Source organism: Litchfieldella rifensis, from assembly GCF_042646605.1.
GTDB lineage: Bacteria > Pseudomonadota > Gammaproteobacteria > Pseudomonadales > Halomonadaceae > Litchfieldella > Litchfieldella rifensis.
This window is the reverse complement of the sequence record NZ_JBHRUG010000027.1, coordinates 148,751-163,631: the sequence shown is the minus strand read 5'-3', so window position 1 is coordinate 163,631 and position 14,881 is coordinate 148,751. Positions and strand designations below refer to the sequence as shown.

The window sequence follows — 14,881 nt, the reverse complement described above, 5'->3', positions numbered from 1 at the left end:
GGGCCAGGTCAGCGCTTGCCGCGGAACAGCTCGCGCCAGAAGTCGAAGGCAGCCAGCAGCACACAGCCGACCGTGAAGATGATCAGGTCGATATGCGGCACGAAGATCGGCACCGTGATGAGGAAGGCTATCAGTCCAAGCAGTGCGATGATGGCCAGCACCTTATCGGTCATTCGTTCCCCTCCCCGGAGAGCGTGCGTACCAGCCAGCGCGCGGTTCTGAGCAGCCGTGCGTCCTGTCCGTACTGGCCGACCAGTTGCACCCCCAGCGGCATGCCGTTCGGCCCCGTCATCAGTGGCAGACTGATGGCCGGCAAGCCACAGAAGGTCCAGAGGCTGCAGAAGGTCGGGTCGCCCGTGCTCTCCAGCCCCTCGGGTGCCTCGCCCGGCGCCGCCGGCGTGACGATGACGTCGAAGCGGTCGAAGATGGGTCCGAGTGCATCGCGCAGCACCCGGCGCATATCGCGCGCCGCCAGGTAGTCGGGGGCCTTCATCGCTCGCCCGTCGGCGACCAGCCCGCGGAATTTCTCGCTGGTCTCGTGAGGCGCGCGATCGGCATAGTGACCGAGGTTGCGCGCCATCTCGGCCGCCATCACACCCTCTAGCCAGCCGGCACCACGGACGAAGATCTCGGGCAGCTCGACCTCGTCGACCTGCTCGCCCAGCGCTTCCCCGAGCTCACTGAAGGCGGCCTGCGTCTCAGCGTCCGCACGCTCCCAGAAGGGTGTCTTGACGAAGGCCAGCGCCGGCGTCACCGGCGGCTCGGCCAGCGCCGTGCCACTGAGCGGTCCCGGGCTCTCCAGGGCGTCCACGTCCTGCCCATCCGGCCCCATCAGCAGTTCGGCCAGCGCCACGTCCTCGATCGTGCGGGCGAAGACACCGACCTGATCGAGGCTCGGCGCCAGCGTCAGCATGCCGGTGCGCGGAACGGCACCGAAGGAGGGCTTGAACCCGACCACGCCGCAAAACGAGGCCGGCCGGATCACTGAGCCATTGGTCTGGCTACCGAGCGCCAGTGGCACCATGCCTGCCGCCACCGCCGCCGCCGAGCCGCTCGACGAGCCACCGGGCGTTCGCCCCGCATCGTGCGGGTTTCGTGTCTTGCCCGGGTGGTAATAAGCGAATTCGGTGGTTACCGTCTTGCCCAGGATCACCGCCCCGGCGGCCCGCAGCCGCCGGATCACCGCGGCGTCCACGAATGGCCGCTTACCGGCGTCGATTGGCGTACCGTTCCCCGTCGGCATGCCCTTGACGTCGACGATGTCCTTGATTGCCACAGGCACGCCATGCAAAGGCCCGAGCGGCCACCCGCGCTGGCGGCGGCGGTCACGCTCCTCGGCTTCGGCCATGGCCTTGTCGCGGTCGAGGAACTCCCAGGCCTGGACCCGCTCCTCCTCCGCCGCAATGCACTCCAGGCAAGCCGCGACCAGGTCAGCCGAGGTAAGCGCGCCCTCGGCAATACGTCGAGCCGCCTCGCGTGCCGTCAACTTGGCAGACTCCGCCGCCATGATCCGCTTAACGCCCATAAATCATCTCCGGTAGCCAGAACACGATGCCGGGCACGTTGTAGAGCACGATCATGGCGAGGAATACCATCGCCAGGAACGGCATGCAACCGCGGAATATCTCTACCAATTGCACGTGTGGCGGCGCGATTCCCTTGAGGTAATAGGCCGACATCGCCATGGGTGGTGTCAGGAACGAGGTCTGCAGATTGAGCGCCACCAGAATGCCGAAGAACAGCGGGTCGACGCCGAAAATCGACAGCAACGGCAAAAAGATCGGCACGAAGATAATGATGATCTCCGACCACTCGAGCGGCCATCCCAGGAGGAAGATGATGAGCTGCGCCATGATCAGGAAGGTGAGCGTCGAGATGTCGAGCCCGGTGACGAACTCGGTGATCAAATGCTCGCCGCCCAGATAGGAGAACACTGAGGAGAACGTCCACGAGCCGACGAATAACCAGCATACCATCGCTGTCGTCTTCAAGGTCAGATAGACCGCCTCGCGTAGCCGCTGCCAAGTCAACGCCCGGTAGACTGCCGCTAGCCCCAATCCACCGAGTGCGCCCGCCGAGGCCGCCTCGGTCGGCGTCGCCAACCCGAACAGGATCGATCCCAGCACCGCCATGATCAGCACCGCCAGCGGCACGAACGAGGTCAGGATCATCAGGACCAGCCGGGAGGTGGGAATGTCGCCGACCTCCTCCTCGCGCGGCTTCGGCGCCACCGAGGGCTGCAGCATGGAGCGCCCGATGATGTAGAGGAGGTAGAGCCCGGCGAGCAGGAAGCCAGGGAGCAGCGCTCCGGCATAGAGCCGCACGATCGAGACTCCCGAAGCCGCTGCGTAGACGATCAGCATGATCGAGGGCGGGATCAGGATGCCGAGTGTGCCACCGGCGCAGATCACGCCCGAGGCGAAGCCGGTATTGTAGCGGGCCTTCAGCATCGCCGGGAACGCCAGCAACCCCATCAGTGTCACCACCGCACCGACGATACCGGTGGCGGTGGCGAACAGCGCACAGGTAATCAGTGCCGCCACCGCCATGGCGCCGGGCAGCCGTTTAGCCGCAATGTAAAGCGTCGAGAACAGCCGGTCGACGATATTGGCGCGCTCGACAATGTAGCCCATGAACAGGAACAGGGGCACCGCGGTCAGCACCTCGTTCGCCATCACCGAGTAGGTCTGGTTGACGAACAAGTCGAAGATCCGGTTATTGAAGAACCCCCCGACCCAGGTTTCCAACAGCTCCCAGTTGTTGGCACCGGCCTCGACGGCTCGGTCGTAATCGCGCCACATTCGTCCCGGATTGTAGTAGGCGTAGTAACCGAAGATGACGCCCAGCGCCATCAGAGTGAAGGCGATCGGGAAACCGAAAAATATGATGAGGATGAAGATCCCCAGCATCATGATGGCGATCTGAGGATCCGTCATGCGTCGTCTCTCCCCTTCGCGATCTTCTCCGCCTTGTCTCTCTCTCCGGAGGCCGCCTGCTTGACCAACTGATCCTCGAGCTCCTCGACATCCTCTTCGTGCGGTAGCCACTCGCCGGTTCTGAGGCACAGGATGCAGCGGCAGACCTGGGCGATGCCCTGGAGAAACAGCAACGTACCCGCCACCACGAGCATGGTCTTGAACTGGAACACCGGCACGCCGGCGGGCGAGTTGACGCTTACCTCCATATAGCGCCAGGAGCGCCCCGCATACTGGGCGCCGGCAACCATCAGTGCAGTGATCCCGGGGAAGAAGAAGATGAAGTAGAGCACCAGCTCGACGGCGGCCTGAGTGCGCGGCTTCCACAGGCGATAGAGGAAGTCGCCGCGTACGTGGCCATTGCGCGCCAGCGTGTAGGCACCGCCCACCATGAACAGTGTGCCGTAGAGGATGTAGGACATGTCGAAGGCCCAGGCGGTCGGAGCGTTGAAGACATAACGCACCAGTACCTCATAGCCCATGCCGAACGCCATCAGCAGGATCAGCCAGGCGAACGCTCGGCCGAACCACCCTGTGAGGCGATCGATGAACTGGATGACTTTGGTCAACACGCGGATACACCTGCCGGATAGGCCAGCGCAGCTGCCAGAGGGCTGCTGCGCCGGGGAGTTGTGGGAGCTGTCGTGCTATTCATGGCTGGAATTGTCCACTGCCCTCCCCTCGGCACCAAGGCCGAGGGGCAGAGACAGGCGGGTACCTTCAGAGCTTCAGCTTGCCCGGGAAGTAGTGCTCGTAAGCCAGGGCAAGGTCAGGCTTGTTCATCAACTCGTAGAAGACGACGCGATCGACCCACTCGCGCTGGCTGTCGAGGCATCTCTTCATGAACTCGTCCTGCTCCAGTTGAGGGATCAGTTTGTCCCAGGCCTTGAGCTGGGCATCGAGAATCTCCTGCGAGGTACGATGCACGGTGACGCCATGTTCCTCTTGTAACGCCCGTAGGTCCTTCGAGTAGTTGTGGAGCGCCGCCGCCGTGTTCGAGGTCGACGCCGCCTCGACCCCGTACTGCAGGATCGCCTGCAGATCCTCGTCGAGGTCGTCGAAGAAGTCCCGGTTGAACAGGAACTCGAACGATTCGCTCGCCTGGTGGTACGAGGAAAGATAGTAGTTCTTGGCCACGTCCTGTGCCCCGAAACGCATGTCGGAAGACGGGTTGTTGAACTCGAAGGCGTCGATGACGCCGCGCTCCATCGCCGGCACGATCTCGCCGCCCGGCAACTGCGAGACGCTCATGCCAAGCTCCTGCATGAGGTCGGCCGCAAGCCCCACGGTGCGGTACTTGAGGCCTCGAATATCCTCGACCGTGGACACTGGGTTCTTGAACCAGCCGAACGGCTGGGCCGGCATCGGGAAGCCGTAGAAGCCGTAGACGTCTAGCCCGAGGATGTCCTGGGTCAGCTCGCGATAGAGTTCCTTGCCGCCGCCTTGGTGGAACCAGGCCAGCATGGTGGTAGCGTCACCACCAAAGACCGGACCGGTACCGAATAGCGATGCCGCCTTGTGCTTGCCATACCAGTACACCGGCACGGTATGGGCAGCATCGATGATGCCGTCATTGACCGCATCCAGCACCTGGAAGGCCTGGACTACCGCACCCGCAGGCAACAGGTCGATCTGTAGCCGGCCACCGGACATCTGTTGGACGCGCTCGACATACTCGCGAGCGAAGTCCATCCAGATGTCCCCCGAGGGCCACGAGGTCTGCATCTTGATGACGATTGGCTGCTGCGCCAGTACCGCCGGCGCGGCCAACGTACTTGCCGCTACGCCGCCAGTGGCCAGTAGCCCGCCTTTCAGAAACTGCCGCCGCGAGGTCGGCTTCGTATCCATGCTGGCGTCTGTCGTGTTCTTCATTGTGTGTTCTCCCATTGCACGCAACGTCATTATCATTATCGTTTGCGGTCCGGTCGCCACGAGGCCGACGGGCCACTTACGTCTCTGCAATGCTTCGAAGTATAGTCAAGAACATCTTAATAAAAAGCGCCATCCAGAAACTTCAACGCGAGCATCCGAGCGCAGGAAAGCGAAGGGGGCGCCGCCTCAACTATCTGATTTAGCTACCTCCACACGAGCTACGGCTGACGCGGCATGATTCACAACTGTCTTATAATGAATAAGGCTCAGGCCATTGGCAGTGGATCCCCACGGCCATGTGGCGAAGCACGAGCAACCCAAGAGGCCATCACATGTCATCCGACCACGTAGGCAAGAGCATCGATCTGGCCCTGCAGGGCGGCGGCTCCCATGGTGCCTTCACCTGGGGGGTATTGGACCGGCTGCTGGAACATGAACGGGTAGACATCGGCGGAATCAGTGGCACCAGCGCCGGAGCCATGAATGCCGTGGTCCTGGCGACCGGCTGGGCCAAGGGCGGCAGGCAGGGCGCGCGCGACGCGCTGCAGGCCTTCTGGCGAGAGGTGGGGCGCAGTGGCGAGAGCGGCATACCGGGGGTCAACGCCGCGCAATTGATCTTCGGTCGCTGGGGCCTTTCCTTCATTCCCTGGTACCGGATGCTGGATGCGTTCTCGCGTCTGGTGTCCCCCTATCAGACCAACCCATTCAACGTTAACCCGCTGCGTACGTTGCTCGAGCGCCATGCGGATTTTGAGCGGCTGCGGCAGTTCGATGAGATCCGACTGTTCGTGACCGCTACCAACGTGAGCACCGGCGATCCACGCGTGTTCCGCAATCACGAACTGTCTTGCGATGCGGTGCTGGCCTCGGCCAGTCTGCCGCTGCTGTTCCATGCCATCGAGATCGACGGCGAAGCCTACTGGGATGGTGGCTACAGCGCCAACCCGTCTCTGCTGCCGCTGGTCGAGGAGAGCCCACCTGGTGACCTGCTGCTGATACAGATCAACCCGGTGGAGAGCCCCAAGGTTCCCCGAATGGCCCATGAAATCATCGATCGTATCAATGAAGTCAGCTTCAACAGCAGCTTGCGCCAGGAGCTACAGACCGTGGCGTTGATCAAACGACTGCTGATCGAGGAAGAAAACGCCGGCCACCACTATCAAGGGGAGCTGTTCCGCAAGATCGATAGCCTGCATCTCCATCGTATTGCAACAAACAAGGAGATGGATGACTTCGATGCCATTACCCGCTTGAGCACCAGGATGACCTTGATCGAACGCCTGCATGACATCGGCTATCAAGCGGCGGATCGTTGGTTGAACGAACACTTCGTCGACCTGGGCAAACGCTCGACCATGGACTTAGTCGACGCATGCAGGGGTTCCATTGAAGGAAAGTGAACCAGGTCGCGATACCCGCCGTCGATAACGCGATCGCCGGATTGATCGTGAAACTCACCCCGGCGTCGGGCCAGAAGCGCCCAGACAGGCGGATCGGCACGTCGCCCGGAGGGCCGCCTTTCGCTGGCAAGATCGATCGTCCCTAACGTGACCGGTTCGATTCATGAGTTGCATTCGCAGGCGCATGGGACACCTCGGAGAACTCGTCTCTCAACCATGCTTCCACCTGATCCAGAGCGACATTACCGAGGCTTTCCCGCCCTCTGAGAAGATGGTAACGCAGCCCCGGCAGTAGCGGTCCGAAGGGCACATGCAGTACCCCTCGATCGAGTTCCGCCTGCACCAATGTCAGCCCAAGCAGCGCCACGCCTTGGCCGGCAATGGCGGCCTGGATGGCGTGGCTCTCGTCGGTGAAGGCAAGACTGTGGCCCAGGTCCGTCATCGAGCATCCCGCTTCGCGACACCAGTCCGACCAGGTGGGCAAGCCGAGGTTCGAACGGTACCAGTCGAAGCGAATATGGCGCACGCCGCTCAAGTCCTCGACGCTGGTGAGGTTCAGTTGTGGGCTGGCCACTACCGCGAAGGCATCGGTCGCCAGCTCCGTGACCTCGTGTCCCGGATAGGGGCCAACGCCATAGCGAATCGCCAGGCAATCCCCACGAGACAAATCGACAGTCGCTTCGCTGGCATGGATACGCAGATCGATCTCGGGATGATGCGTATGGAAACCGGCAAGCCGCGGCAACAGCCACTGACTGGCGAAGGCCGGGGTGCAGGAAATCGTCACGCTGCTCGGTGTGGCGCGCTCGCGCACCACCTCCAAGGCCTTGGCAAAGTCATCGAACCCCTGGCGCAGCACGGGATAGAGGTGCTCCGCCGCCGCCGTCGGCACGACCTGGCGGGTCCGGCGCTCGAACAGCGCGACACCGAGCAGGCTTTCCAACTCGCGAACCTGATGGCTGATCGCCGCGGGTGTGACCGCCAGTTCTTCGGCAGCCTGCTTGAAGCTGCGCAAGCGCGCGGCGGCCTCGAAGGCACGCAACTGCGAGAGCGGCAGGGAGCGTCGGCTCATGGCAACTCCACAGATGAATTGAACTTATCCATCTGTCTAGAATATATCGTTTGTCAGCCAGGTGGTATCGGGTGAATTCTGTCAGCGAGAGCAGCATATAAATGAGTAAAACTTGACAGTTGACCCAGGAGACCACCGATGACCACCCTACTGCATATCGATGCCAGCGCCCGTCCCGGCCGCTCCGGGGAACAGCCCCACGGCTCGCACTCCCGCCGGCTGACCGCCCGCTTCATCGAACGCTGGCGACAAGCCCGCCCCGGCGACCGGATCCTCTATCGGGACGTTGGGCAACATCCGCCCAGCCCCGTCACCGGAGAATGGATCCACGCTGCCTTCACCAAGCCAATGGAGCGCGAACCCTGGATGCACGAGGCACTGGCCGAGAGCGATGCCCTGGTCGACGAACTACTGGAAGCGGATGTGATCGTGGCGGGAGTGCCCATGTACAACTTCGGCGTACCCGCCGGGTTCAAGGCCTATATCGATAACATCGTGCGCGTCGGGCGCACTTTCGGCTTCGACCGCTCACGCCAGGGCGTGCCCTACTGGCCACTACTGGCCGACATGGGCAAGCGTCTCGTGGTACTCAGCGCCCGAGGCGACTTCGGCTATGAGTCCGGGCAGCGCATCGCTCACATCAACCACGTCGAACCCCATATGCGCACGGTCTTCGGCTACTTGGGCATCGACGACATGCACAGCATCGCCGTCGAGTACGACGAATTCGCCGATGCGCGCCTGCAGGCTTCCTTGAGTCACGCTGAGCAGCGCATCGAAACCCTGGTGGAAGAACTGACGATCAGCCTGGCCGCTGGGCACGAGGCCAGGAACCCAGCGTACTCCTGAAACAACGTCGGGCCACCCGGCTTTCGCAACGCAGCACATGGCACAGCAGATGGCCCACGGCATTGGATCAGCCAGTCCGGGGGGCTTGCCCCCCGGACTGGCTGACAAGAGCCATCCTGGCGCGGGATCACTCTTCAGGAATGTCCTCCGGCGACTGGATCTGCAAATCCTCGATGCCACCGTCGGTGTACTTCCAGATGGCGATCGGAGTGATCACGTCGCCATTGTCGTCGAAGTCCGCCGGCCCGGCGGCACCGATGTAGGCGACGTCCTCGCCGTTCATGATCGCCTCGACCCCGGCGGCGATGCTCTCCGGATCACCGGCGATGATCTCCGTGCCAGGCGGATTGGCGACGTCGCGAAGGCGATCACGAAGCACCGGGCCGGTGATGGCCTCGACGCTGTCGTGCCCATCGGCGATGGCCTTGACCGTGGCCAGGCCGATCAGCACGGCGGCGTCATAGGCCGACTCGGTGAACGGCGGAATGCGGTCACGACCATAGGCTTCGCGAAACGCGTCGGCGAAATTGCTGAAGCCAGGGAGGCTCGGGTCCTGGCCGGGGGCGGTGCCGATGAGGCCCTCCAGATCCTCGCCACCCACCGCATTGATGACCTCCTGGGAACGGTTGCCGTCGACGAACTGCCAGGTGGTCTGGCCGAAGATATCGCGCGCTTCCTGGAGGAAGGTGGCGCTATGCCCGGGGTAGCTCGCGGCGAACAGCATTTCGGGATCGCCCTGGAACGCCTGGGCAAGTTGCGAGGTATAGGTGGGCTGCGGTTCCTCGGGATGCGGGACCTGGGCGTTGACCGTGCCGCCGCGGGCCTGGAAGGCCCGTGCGAAGGCGTTGGACAGGCCCTGGCCGTAGGGATTGTTGATGAAGATCGTCGACGCGCTGCCCACCTTGTAATCCTCGAAGATTTCACCGCTGGCGAGCTGAGCGGCGACCACCCCCTGCAATGCATCGGAGGCCGTGGTACGGAACAGCATGTCCGCATCACGATCCTCCGGCAGGACCGAGATCAACGGCGAGGTGGAGCCGTTGGAAATCTGCAGCACCTCCGACGGGATCGTCACCGACGTGGCGACCGCCACGGTCACGCCGCTCGACCAACCGCCGATGATGGCGGGCACGCCTTGGACCTCGACGAGTTGGCGCGCCGCCTCGATCGCCGGCGTGGGCAGCGTGTTGGTGTCCTCACTCAGATGCTCGGCGATGACGGGGCCACCGAGAACCTTCTCCGCAGCAGCATTGATATGCTCGACACCAAGGGCCGCTCCGTCACGATAGAACTCACCGAACTCCGCCCCGGCACCGGTGAAGGGGGCGATCTGGCCGATCGTGATCGCCGGCGGGCTGTCCTGGGCGATGGCAACGCCCGTCATGAGCGCCGCACTCAAGGTGAATACGCTGAGGGCGGCCGACACGCGCGCACCACCGTGCCGCATGCCAGGTTGTCGTGTATTTTTCATTGGTTTTTCCCTCCTGCGTCCGTCAATTGCCTACGGGGCTCCTCGTCCGCGGAAACCATTTCGGGAAACGGCGCACAGCGGTGCATGCCCCTAATAAAGGAGTGTAGACGCCAGGGCGCGTCGAGCATTGCCGTGACGCCGGTGCCGTTCGTCGACACGCTGCCCGGGTGTTGCTATGTTCAAAAACAGTGGTGCATGTCCGCCTCTTCGGGAGATGGCATGACGAGAGAAACCGTGGAAGGTGAGAGGCCCCATGTCACGACGTCACGAGCCGATGGCGCAGTCCTTCTCAAGGTGCAGGGCCTCGTACGTGATTTCGACAGCCTGCGCGCGCTCGACGGTGCGGACCTGGAAGTCCGTGCGGGCACTATCACCGGCTTGATCGGCCCCAACGGCGCCGGTAAGACCACGCTGTTCAACGTCGTCACCGGTTTCCATCTCGCCCAGGGCGGACGCGTCACCTTCAACGGCCAAGACATCACCAACCTGCCGCCTCACCGCATCTTCCAGCATGGTCTGTGCCGTACCTTCCAGATTCCGCGCGAGCATCAGAGCCTGTCGGTGCTGGAGAACCTCATGCTGGTCCCCACCGGCCAGCGGGGAGAGAGTCTGTTCAATGCCTGGTTGCGGCCAGGTACGGTACGACGCCAAGAGCGAGAGAACCGCGAAAAGGCGCTGGAAGTGCTCGAGTTCGTCGATCTTTCCCACGTGCGCAATGAGTACGCCCGCAACCTCTCCGGCGGTCAGAAGAAACTTCTCGAGCTCGCGCGCACGCTGATGACCGATCCCTCGCTAGTGCTTCTCGACGAACCGGGCGCTGGTGTGAATCCCACCCTGATGCATCGCCTCACCGACAACATCCGCTATCTCAACCGCGAGCGCGGGATCACGTTTCTGGTCATCGAGCACGACATGGACATGATCATGTCGTTGTGCGACCCGGTGGTAGTGATGAGCGAGGGGCGGCAACTGATGACGGGCTCGCCGGCGGAGGTACGTCGCGACCCACGAGTCCTGGAGGCCTATCTCGGAGGTCAATATGCCGCTGTTGAAGGCTGAGGGCATCACTGCCGGATACGGCGACACCGACATCCTGCACGACGTGCATCTGGAGGTGAACGACGGCGAGATCGTGTCGCTGATCGGCCCCAACGGCGCCGGCAAGTCCACGCTGATGAAGGCAGTGTTCGGGCTGCTCCATCCACGCCAGGGATCGATCCGTTTCCAGGACAAGGAAATCGCGGGACGTTCTCCCTACGATATCGTCAAGGAAGGCATGTGTTACGTGCCTCAGGTCGCCAATGTCTTTGTCCAGCTCACTGCGGAGGAGAATCTCGAGATGGGCGGCTATCTCCTCGATGAGGGGGTACTGCCCGAGCGCAAGGAACGGGTCTACGAGCTGTTTCCCAAACTGCGTGAGCGCCGTCAGCAGCGCGTCGGCAAGATGTCGGGCGGCGAGCGTCAGATGGTCGCCATCGGCAGTGCGCTGATGCTCGAACCGGCGCTGCTGTTGCTCGACGAGCCCTCTGCCGGGCTATCGCCGAAGCTCGTCGACGAGATCTTCGACAACATTCGCCACATCAACGAAATAGGGCTGGCGGTGCTGATGGTCGAGCAGAACGCGCGGAAATCATTGGCGATGGCCACACGCGGCTACGTGCTCGCCAGTGGACAGAACCGGGTGGAAGGCTCGGGACAGGAACTGCTCGACGATCCCGAGGTGGGCCGACTGTATCTAGGGGGCTGAGGATGGACGCAGGCCACGAAAGCCAAGAGCTGGCACCCGTCAAGCGCGACAAGCGTCTCGGCGAACGCGTGCGCGATGTGGTGCAGACGCGCGCCTTCCTGCTTGTCTCGATCGCCGCAGTGTTCGTGGCGCTGCTTGTGCTCGCCCGGTTCCAAGGGGTAGGCGGCGAGCGGCTGCTGTCGCTTGCGGCCTGGGGGATCATGCTCGGCGGTATCATCGGTCTAGGTAGCATCGGACTGACGCTGGTCTATGGGGTGCTCAAGTTCCCCAATTTCTCGCACGGGGCGCTTGTCACCCTGGGCGCGTATTTTACCTTCGCCTTTCTCGCCTGGCTGCCACAGGGCGAACCACTGCGGCCCTTCTCGTTCGGCTGGGAATTCCCGGTCGCGCTGGTGCTGTCCATGCCGCTGGTGGGACTCGTGGCGGTGGCCGTCGACCGCGCCGTCTACCGCCGCTTGCGCCGCCAGAACGCCCATCTCGTCCTGTTCGCGATGGCCTCGCTGGCAATGGCGTTCTTCCTGCGCAGTATCATCTACATCGCCTGGGGACCGGACTTCCACTTCTATTTTCCCGGGCGCGCCAATCCGGCCCTGGAACTGCCGTTGAACATCCGCGTGCGTGCCGATCAGCTCTTTATTCTGGTGCTGGCCCTGGTACTCATGCTCGGCGTATATGTGCTGCTCGAGCGCACGCGCATCGGCAAGGCCATGCGCGCGACGGCGGACAATCCGGAGCTCGCCCAGGTACGCGGCATCAACACCGAGCGGGTGATCGCCTGGACATGGTTACTCGGCGGGGCGCTGGCCGCCGCCGGCGGGACCATGTACGGCCTGTCCTCGCAGTTGCGCCCCGAAATGGGCTTCTGGCTGCTGCTGCCGATGTTCGCCGCCGCCATCATGGGCGGCATCGGCAACCCCTATGGCGCACTGGCGGGCGCGCTGATCATCGGCATCACGCATCAGGTGTCCACTGCCTTCCTGGACCCAACCTACGGGCCGGCCGTGGCCTTCGTGCTGATGGTGATCGTGTTGCTGGTACGCCCGCAGGGCCTGTTCGGGCGCGGAGGAGGCTGAGCGATGGAAACGCTGATTCTGGTCAAAGGCGTATTGCTGATCATCCCGATCGTGCTGCTGTTGCTGCTGTTGCTGCCTGCACGCCCCTGGCGCCTGCCGGTGGCAGTGGTCGCCGGTGTGGTGTCGGCCTTCGCGCTGAGCGCGTCACTACCCAGCGGCATTCTCGCCTACTCCGTCTCGTTCGCCATCATGGGCTGCGTGTATGCGCTGCTGACGCTCGGATTGAATATCCAGTGGGGTTACACCGGTCATCTGAACTTCGGCGTCGCCGGTTTCTTCGCGATCGGGGCCTTCACCTCCGCACTGATGACCGTCGAGGCCCCCACCGGCATCGCCGCGCAGTACACTCAGATGGCGTTCGGCCTAGGGCTGCCGTTCCTGGTCGGAGTCGCCACCGCGGCGCTGGTGTCCGCCGTGGTGGCATTTCTGGTGGCCGTTCCCGTGTTGCGGTTGCGCATGGACTTCCTCGCCATCGCTACCATCGGTGTGGCGGAGATCATCCGGCTGATCTTCCAGAACGAGCGCTGGCTCGCCAATGGGCCACAACCACTGCGGGGCATTCCCCAACCACTGCGCTGCCTGGTCGAAACGCAGGGTTGTGGCTGGTTGCCACCTTGGGCAACAACGGTGTTGGAACCGCTCACACCGCGCGATTATCCGCTGTTCTACCTGACGATCATCTCGCTGTTCGTCGCTGGCGCCTATCTGCTCATGGAGCGGGCCTGTCGCTCGCCGTGGGGGCGGATGTTGCGCGCCGTACGCGACGAGGAGGCGTCGGCGGCGATGAACGGCAAGCCCATCACCTACGTGCGCATCCAGTCGTTCGTTGTTGGAGCCGTGATCATGGGCATCGCCGGCGCGCTGTATGCCCACTACACGGTCACCATCGATTACAGCCACTTCCACGCCCTGTTCGCCACCTTCCTGGTGTGGGTGATGCTGATGCTCGGCGGCAGCGGCAACAACCGTGGAGCCATTATCGGCGGCTTCATCGTGTGGGGCGTGTGGAGCGGCACCGCCTTCCTCGCCAACGCCATCGAGCCGCTGCTCGCGCTGATCGCCGACGATCTGCCGCGACGCGCGGCCTACTTCCGCTGGCTGCTGGTGGCCTTGTTGCTGGCGGCGATCGTGCTGTTTCGGCCCCAGGGGTTGATCCGCGAGGAGAAGCGCGTCTCCCGCTATCTGCGAGAATGACGTTGCTCCCAACCTGCGCTTCACTGCCGCTCCTCCGGCTGCCTGAATACCAGCGCCAATCCCAGCAGGATGCCCGCCATGCCCAACAGGCTGAGCATGGAGAGGGCATTGCCCAGGAACAGATAATCCATGGCCGCCGTCACCGCCGGCACCAGATAGAACAAGCTGGTGACGTTGACCAGGTTGCCGGCCTGGATCAACCGGTAGAGCAGCAACTGCGCCACTACCGAGATGACCAGCCCCAGCCATAGCAGCGGGATCAGAAAGCCGAGCGTGAGTTCGAACACAACGGGCTGGCCCGTCACGAACATCAGACACAACAGCAGACTGACCGCGTACTGCAGCGGCAGGATCTCGGCGGGCGCCTGTTGCACGCGCTTCTGCAGAATGGCGCCGCACGTCATGCTCGCCAGAGCCCCCATTGCAAAGCCCATGCCTTCGACCGAGAAACGCGCCAGTCCGATACTCTGGTAGACCACCAGTACCAGGCCTCCCAAGGCGAGGCCGAGCCCTAACACCCGGGTGGCTGGAAAGCGGCGCTCGAGCAATACCAGCGTCAGTATGGGTTGAACCCCCAGCAAGGTGGCCAGCACGCCGGGGGTAATGCCATGGTCCAGTGCCAGGAAATAGCAGATCGAATAGGTTCCGATCAGCAGCAGGCCGATGGTGGCCACGCGCCGGCGAGTCCCGGGTGTCGGCAGCCACCGCCGTCGACACAGGCCGATGATCATGAGTACGGCGAACGCCAGGGCGAAGCGCAACACCAGGAAGGCAAAGGCGGAGGCATGGTCCAGCCCCCATTTGGTGAAGATGGCGCCGCTGCCCCACAGCAGCACGAACAGCGCCGTCGAACCGTAACCGGTCCATGCGGTTTTGTGGAATGTCATGACGAGATTCACCTGTCGAGAAACGCACAGGCCCCAGCGAGCCATCGGACTCGCGATATAATGAACGCGGTAAAAACGCTGGAGCCGCTTGGCGGGCTGCGATCAGCCCGGGACGCGCGTGGACGGCGGGCAGGCACCGGCCACGACGCCACCCACCGACGAAACCGGAGGGGCGACAGATGAAACAGGGGGAGGGGTTGTTGCACGCACCGGCACTACGGCGACAGCCGCCATGGTCACGGGAAAGCGAGTGCGTGCAGTGGTCGTCATGTCAAGGTCCAGTGGTATGGAACGGCTCGCCAAGCGAGCCCGTCCTTGAAGGTAGCACGCCGGCGCCCATC

14 protein-coding genes are annotated in these 14,881 nt (G+C 63.3%); 6 read left to right on the top strand and 8 right to left on the bottom strand.

The annotated features are described in order from the left end of the window. Positions 1-8: 8 nt before the first annotated feature. The 5 genes from ACFOEV_RS13330 to ACFOEV_RS13310 form a co-directional block, all read right to left on the bottom strand. On the bottom strand, positions 9-173 hold the full coding sequence (locus ACFOEV_RS13330; RefSeq protein WP_386774714.1) for a hypothetical protein: 165 nt from the start codon (positions 171-173) through the stop codon (positions 9-11). Next, positions 170-1,525, bottom strand: coding sequence for an amidase (locus ACFOEV_RS13325; protein WP_386774712.1), 1,356 nt, complete (start codon positions 1,523-1,525; stop codon positions 170-172). Before ACFOEV_RS13325 ends, ACFOEV_RS13330 begins: the two co-directional genes overlap by 4 nt. Continuing rightward, a complete protein-coding gene (locus ACFOEV_RS13320) occupies positions 1,515-2,936 on the bottom strand; it encodes a TRAP transporter large permease (protein WP_386774711.1) in 1,422 nt (473 codons plus the stop codon). Before ACFOEV_RS13320 ends, ACFOEV_RS13325 begins: the two co-directional genes overlap by 11 nt. After that, on the bottom strand, positions 2,933-3,547 hold the full coding sequence (locus tag ACFOEV_RS13315) for a TRAP transporter small permease subunit (protein WP_386774709.1): 615 nt from the start codon (positions 3,545-3,547) through the stop codon (positions 2,933-2,935). Before ACFOEV_RS13315 ends, ACFOEV_RS13320 begins: the two co-directional genes overlap by 4 nt. A 148-nt stretch (positions 3,548-3,695) precedes the next feature. After that, entirely contained in the window at positions 3,696-4,847 is a 1,152-nt protein-coding gene (locus ACFOEV_RS13310; protein ID WP_386774707.1) for a TRAP transporter substrate-binding protein, read from the bottom strand. A gap of 332 nt (positions 4,848-5,179) precedes the next feature. Between ACFOEV_RS13310 and ACFOEV_RS13305 the strand changes: the two genes are divergently transcribed. Beyond that, complete coding sequence (locus ACFOEV_RS13305) at positions 5,180-6,247, top strand: patatin-like phospholipase family protein (RefSeq protein WP_386774705.1); 1,068 nt, start codon at positions 5,180-5,182, stop codon at positions 6,245-6,247. A gap of 142 nt (positions 6,248-6,389) precedes the next feature. On the opposite strand, the gene ACFOEV_RS13300 is transcribed toward ACFOEV_RS13305, so the two are convergent. Continuing rightward, entirely contained in the window at positions 6,390-7,319 is a 930-nt protein-coding gene (locus ACFOEV_RS13300) for a LysR substrate-binding domain-containing protein (RefSeq protein WP_386774703.1), read from the bottom strand. Positions 7,320-7,457: 138 nt separating this feature from the next. Here ACFOEV_RS13300 and ACFOEV_RS13295 point away from each other — a divergent pair, with 138 nt between their 5' ends. Next, positions 7,458-8,168 carry an FMN-dependent NADH-azoreductase gene (locus ACFOEV_RS13295; protein ID WP_386774701.1) on the top strand — a complete coding sequence of 237 codons (711 nt, stop codon included), beginning with the start codon at positions 7,458-7,460 and terminating at the stop codon, positions 8,166-8,168. Between the two features lie 127 nt (positions 8,169-8,295). Here ACFOEV_RS13295 and ACFOEV_RS13290 read toward each other — a convergent pair whose 3' ends face one another. Continuing rightward, positions 8,296-9,639, bottom strand: a complete 1,344-nt coding sequence (locus ACFOEV_RS13290; RefSeq protein ID WP_386774699.1) for an ABC transporter substrate-binding protein — start codon at positions 9,637-9,639, stop codon at positions 8,296-8,298. Positions 9,640-9,858: 219 nt separating this feature from the next. Between ACFOEV_RS13290 and ACFOEV_RS13285 the strand changes: the two genes are divergently transcribed. From ACFOEV_RS13285 to ACFOEV_RS13270, 4 genes are read left to right on the top strand one after another with little or no spacing between them, the layout of a single operon-like run. Then, on the top strand, positions 9,859-10,698 hold the full coding sequence (locus tag ACFOEV_RS13285) for an ABC transporter ATP-binding protein (RefSeq protein ID WP_386774697.1): 840 nt from the start codon (positions 9,859-9,861) through the stop codon (positions 10,696-10,698). Next, complete coding sequence (locus ACFOEV_RS13280) at positions 10,679-11,386, top strand: ABC transporter ATP-binding protein (protein ID WP_386774695.1); 708 nt, start codon at positions 10,679-10,681, stop codon at positions 11,384-11,386. Before ACFOEV_RS13285 ends, ACFOEV_RS13280 begins: the two co-directional genes overlap by 20 nt. Positions 11,387-11,388: 2 nt before the next feature. Beyond that, positions 11,389-12,459: a branched-chain amino acid ABC transporter permease gene (locus ACFOEV_RS13275; protein WP_386774693.1), complete on the top strand. Its 1,071-nt coding sequence runs from the start codon at positions 11,389-11,391 to the stop codon at positions 12,457-12,459. Positions 12,460-12,462: 3 nt separating this feature from the next. Next, positions 12,463-13,653 carry a branched-chain amino acid ABC transporter permease gene (locus tag ACFOEV_RS13270; RefSeq protein WP_386774691.1) on the top strand — a complete coding sequence of 397 codons (1,191 nt, stop codon included), beginning with the start codon at positions 12,463-12,465 and terminating at the stop codon, positions 13,651-13,653. 20 nt (positions 13,654-13,673) lie between these two features. Here the strand turns inward: ACFOEV_RS13270 and ACFOEV_RS13265 are convergent, their stop codons facing one another. Further along, positions 13,674-14,540: a DMT family transporter gene (locus ACFOEV_RS13265; protein ID WP_386774689.1), complete on the bottom strand. Its 867-nt coding sequence runs from the start codon at positions 14,538-14,540 to the stop codon at positions 13,674-13,676. Positions 14,541-14,881: the final 341 nt, after the last annotated feature.

Bases quoted from the DNA above. Each gene is read 5' to 3' on its own strand.
- ACFOEV_RS13330 (WP_386774714.1), bottom strand. From the start codon at position 173: ATGACCGATAAGGTGCTGGCCATCATCGCACTGCTTGGACTGATAGCC.
- ACFOEV_RS13280 (WP_386774695.1), top strand. From the start codon at position 10,679: ATGCCGCTGTTGAAGGCTGAGGGCATCACTGCCGGATACGGCGACACC.
- ACFOEV_RS13295 (WP_386774701.1), top strand. From the start codon at position 7,458: ATGACCACCCTACTGCATATCGATGCCAGCGCCCGTCCCGGCCGCTCC.
- ACFOEV_RS13290 (WP_386774699.1), bottom strand. From the start codon at position 9,639: ATGAAAAATACACGACAACCTGGCATGCGGCACGGTGGTGCGCGCGTG.
- ACFOEV_RS13265 (WP_386774689.1), bottom strand. From the start codon at position 14,540: ATGACATTCCACAAAACCGCATGGACCGGTTACGGTTCGACGGCGCTG.
- ACFOEV_RS13275 (WP_386774693.1), top strand. From the start codon at position 11,389: ATGGACGCAGGCCACGAAAGCCAAGAGCTGGCACCCGTCAAGCGCGAC.
- ACFOEV_RS13325 (WP_386774712.1), bottom strand. From the start codon at position 1,525: ATGGGCGTTAAGCGGATCATGGCGGCGGAGTCTGCCAAGTTGACGGCA.
- ACFOEV_RS13270 (WP_386774691.1), top strand. From the start codon at position 12,463: ATGGAAACGCTGATTCTGGTCAAAGGCGTATTGCTGATCATCCCGATC.
- ACFOEV_RS13305 (WP_386774705.1), top strand. From the start codon at position 5,180: ATGTCATCCGACCACGTAGGCAAGAGCATCGATCTGGCCCTGCAGGGC.
- ACFOEV_RS13320 (WP_386774711.1), bottom strand. From the start codon at position 2,936: ATGACGGATCCTCAGATCGCCATCATGATGCTGGGGATCTTCATCCTC.
- ACFOEV_RS13285 (WP_386774697.1), top strand. From the start codon at position 9,859: ATGACGAGAGAAACCGTGGAAGGTGAGAGGCCCCATGTCACGACGTCA.
- ACFOEV_RS13310 (WP_386774707.1), bottom strand. From the start codon at position 4,847: ATGAAGAACACGACAGACGCCAGCATGGATACGAAGCCGACCTCGCGG.
- ACFOEV_RS13300 (WP_386774703.1), bottom strand. From the start codon at position 7,319: ATGAGCCGACGCTCCCTGCCGCTCTCGCAGTTGCGTGCCTTCGAGGCC.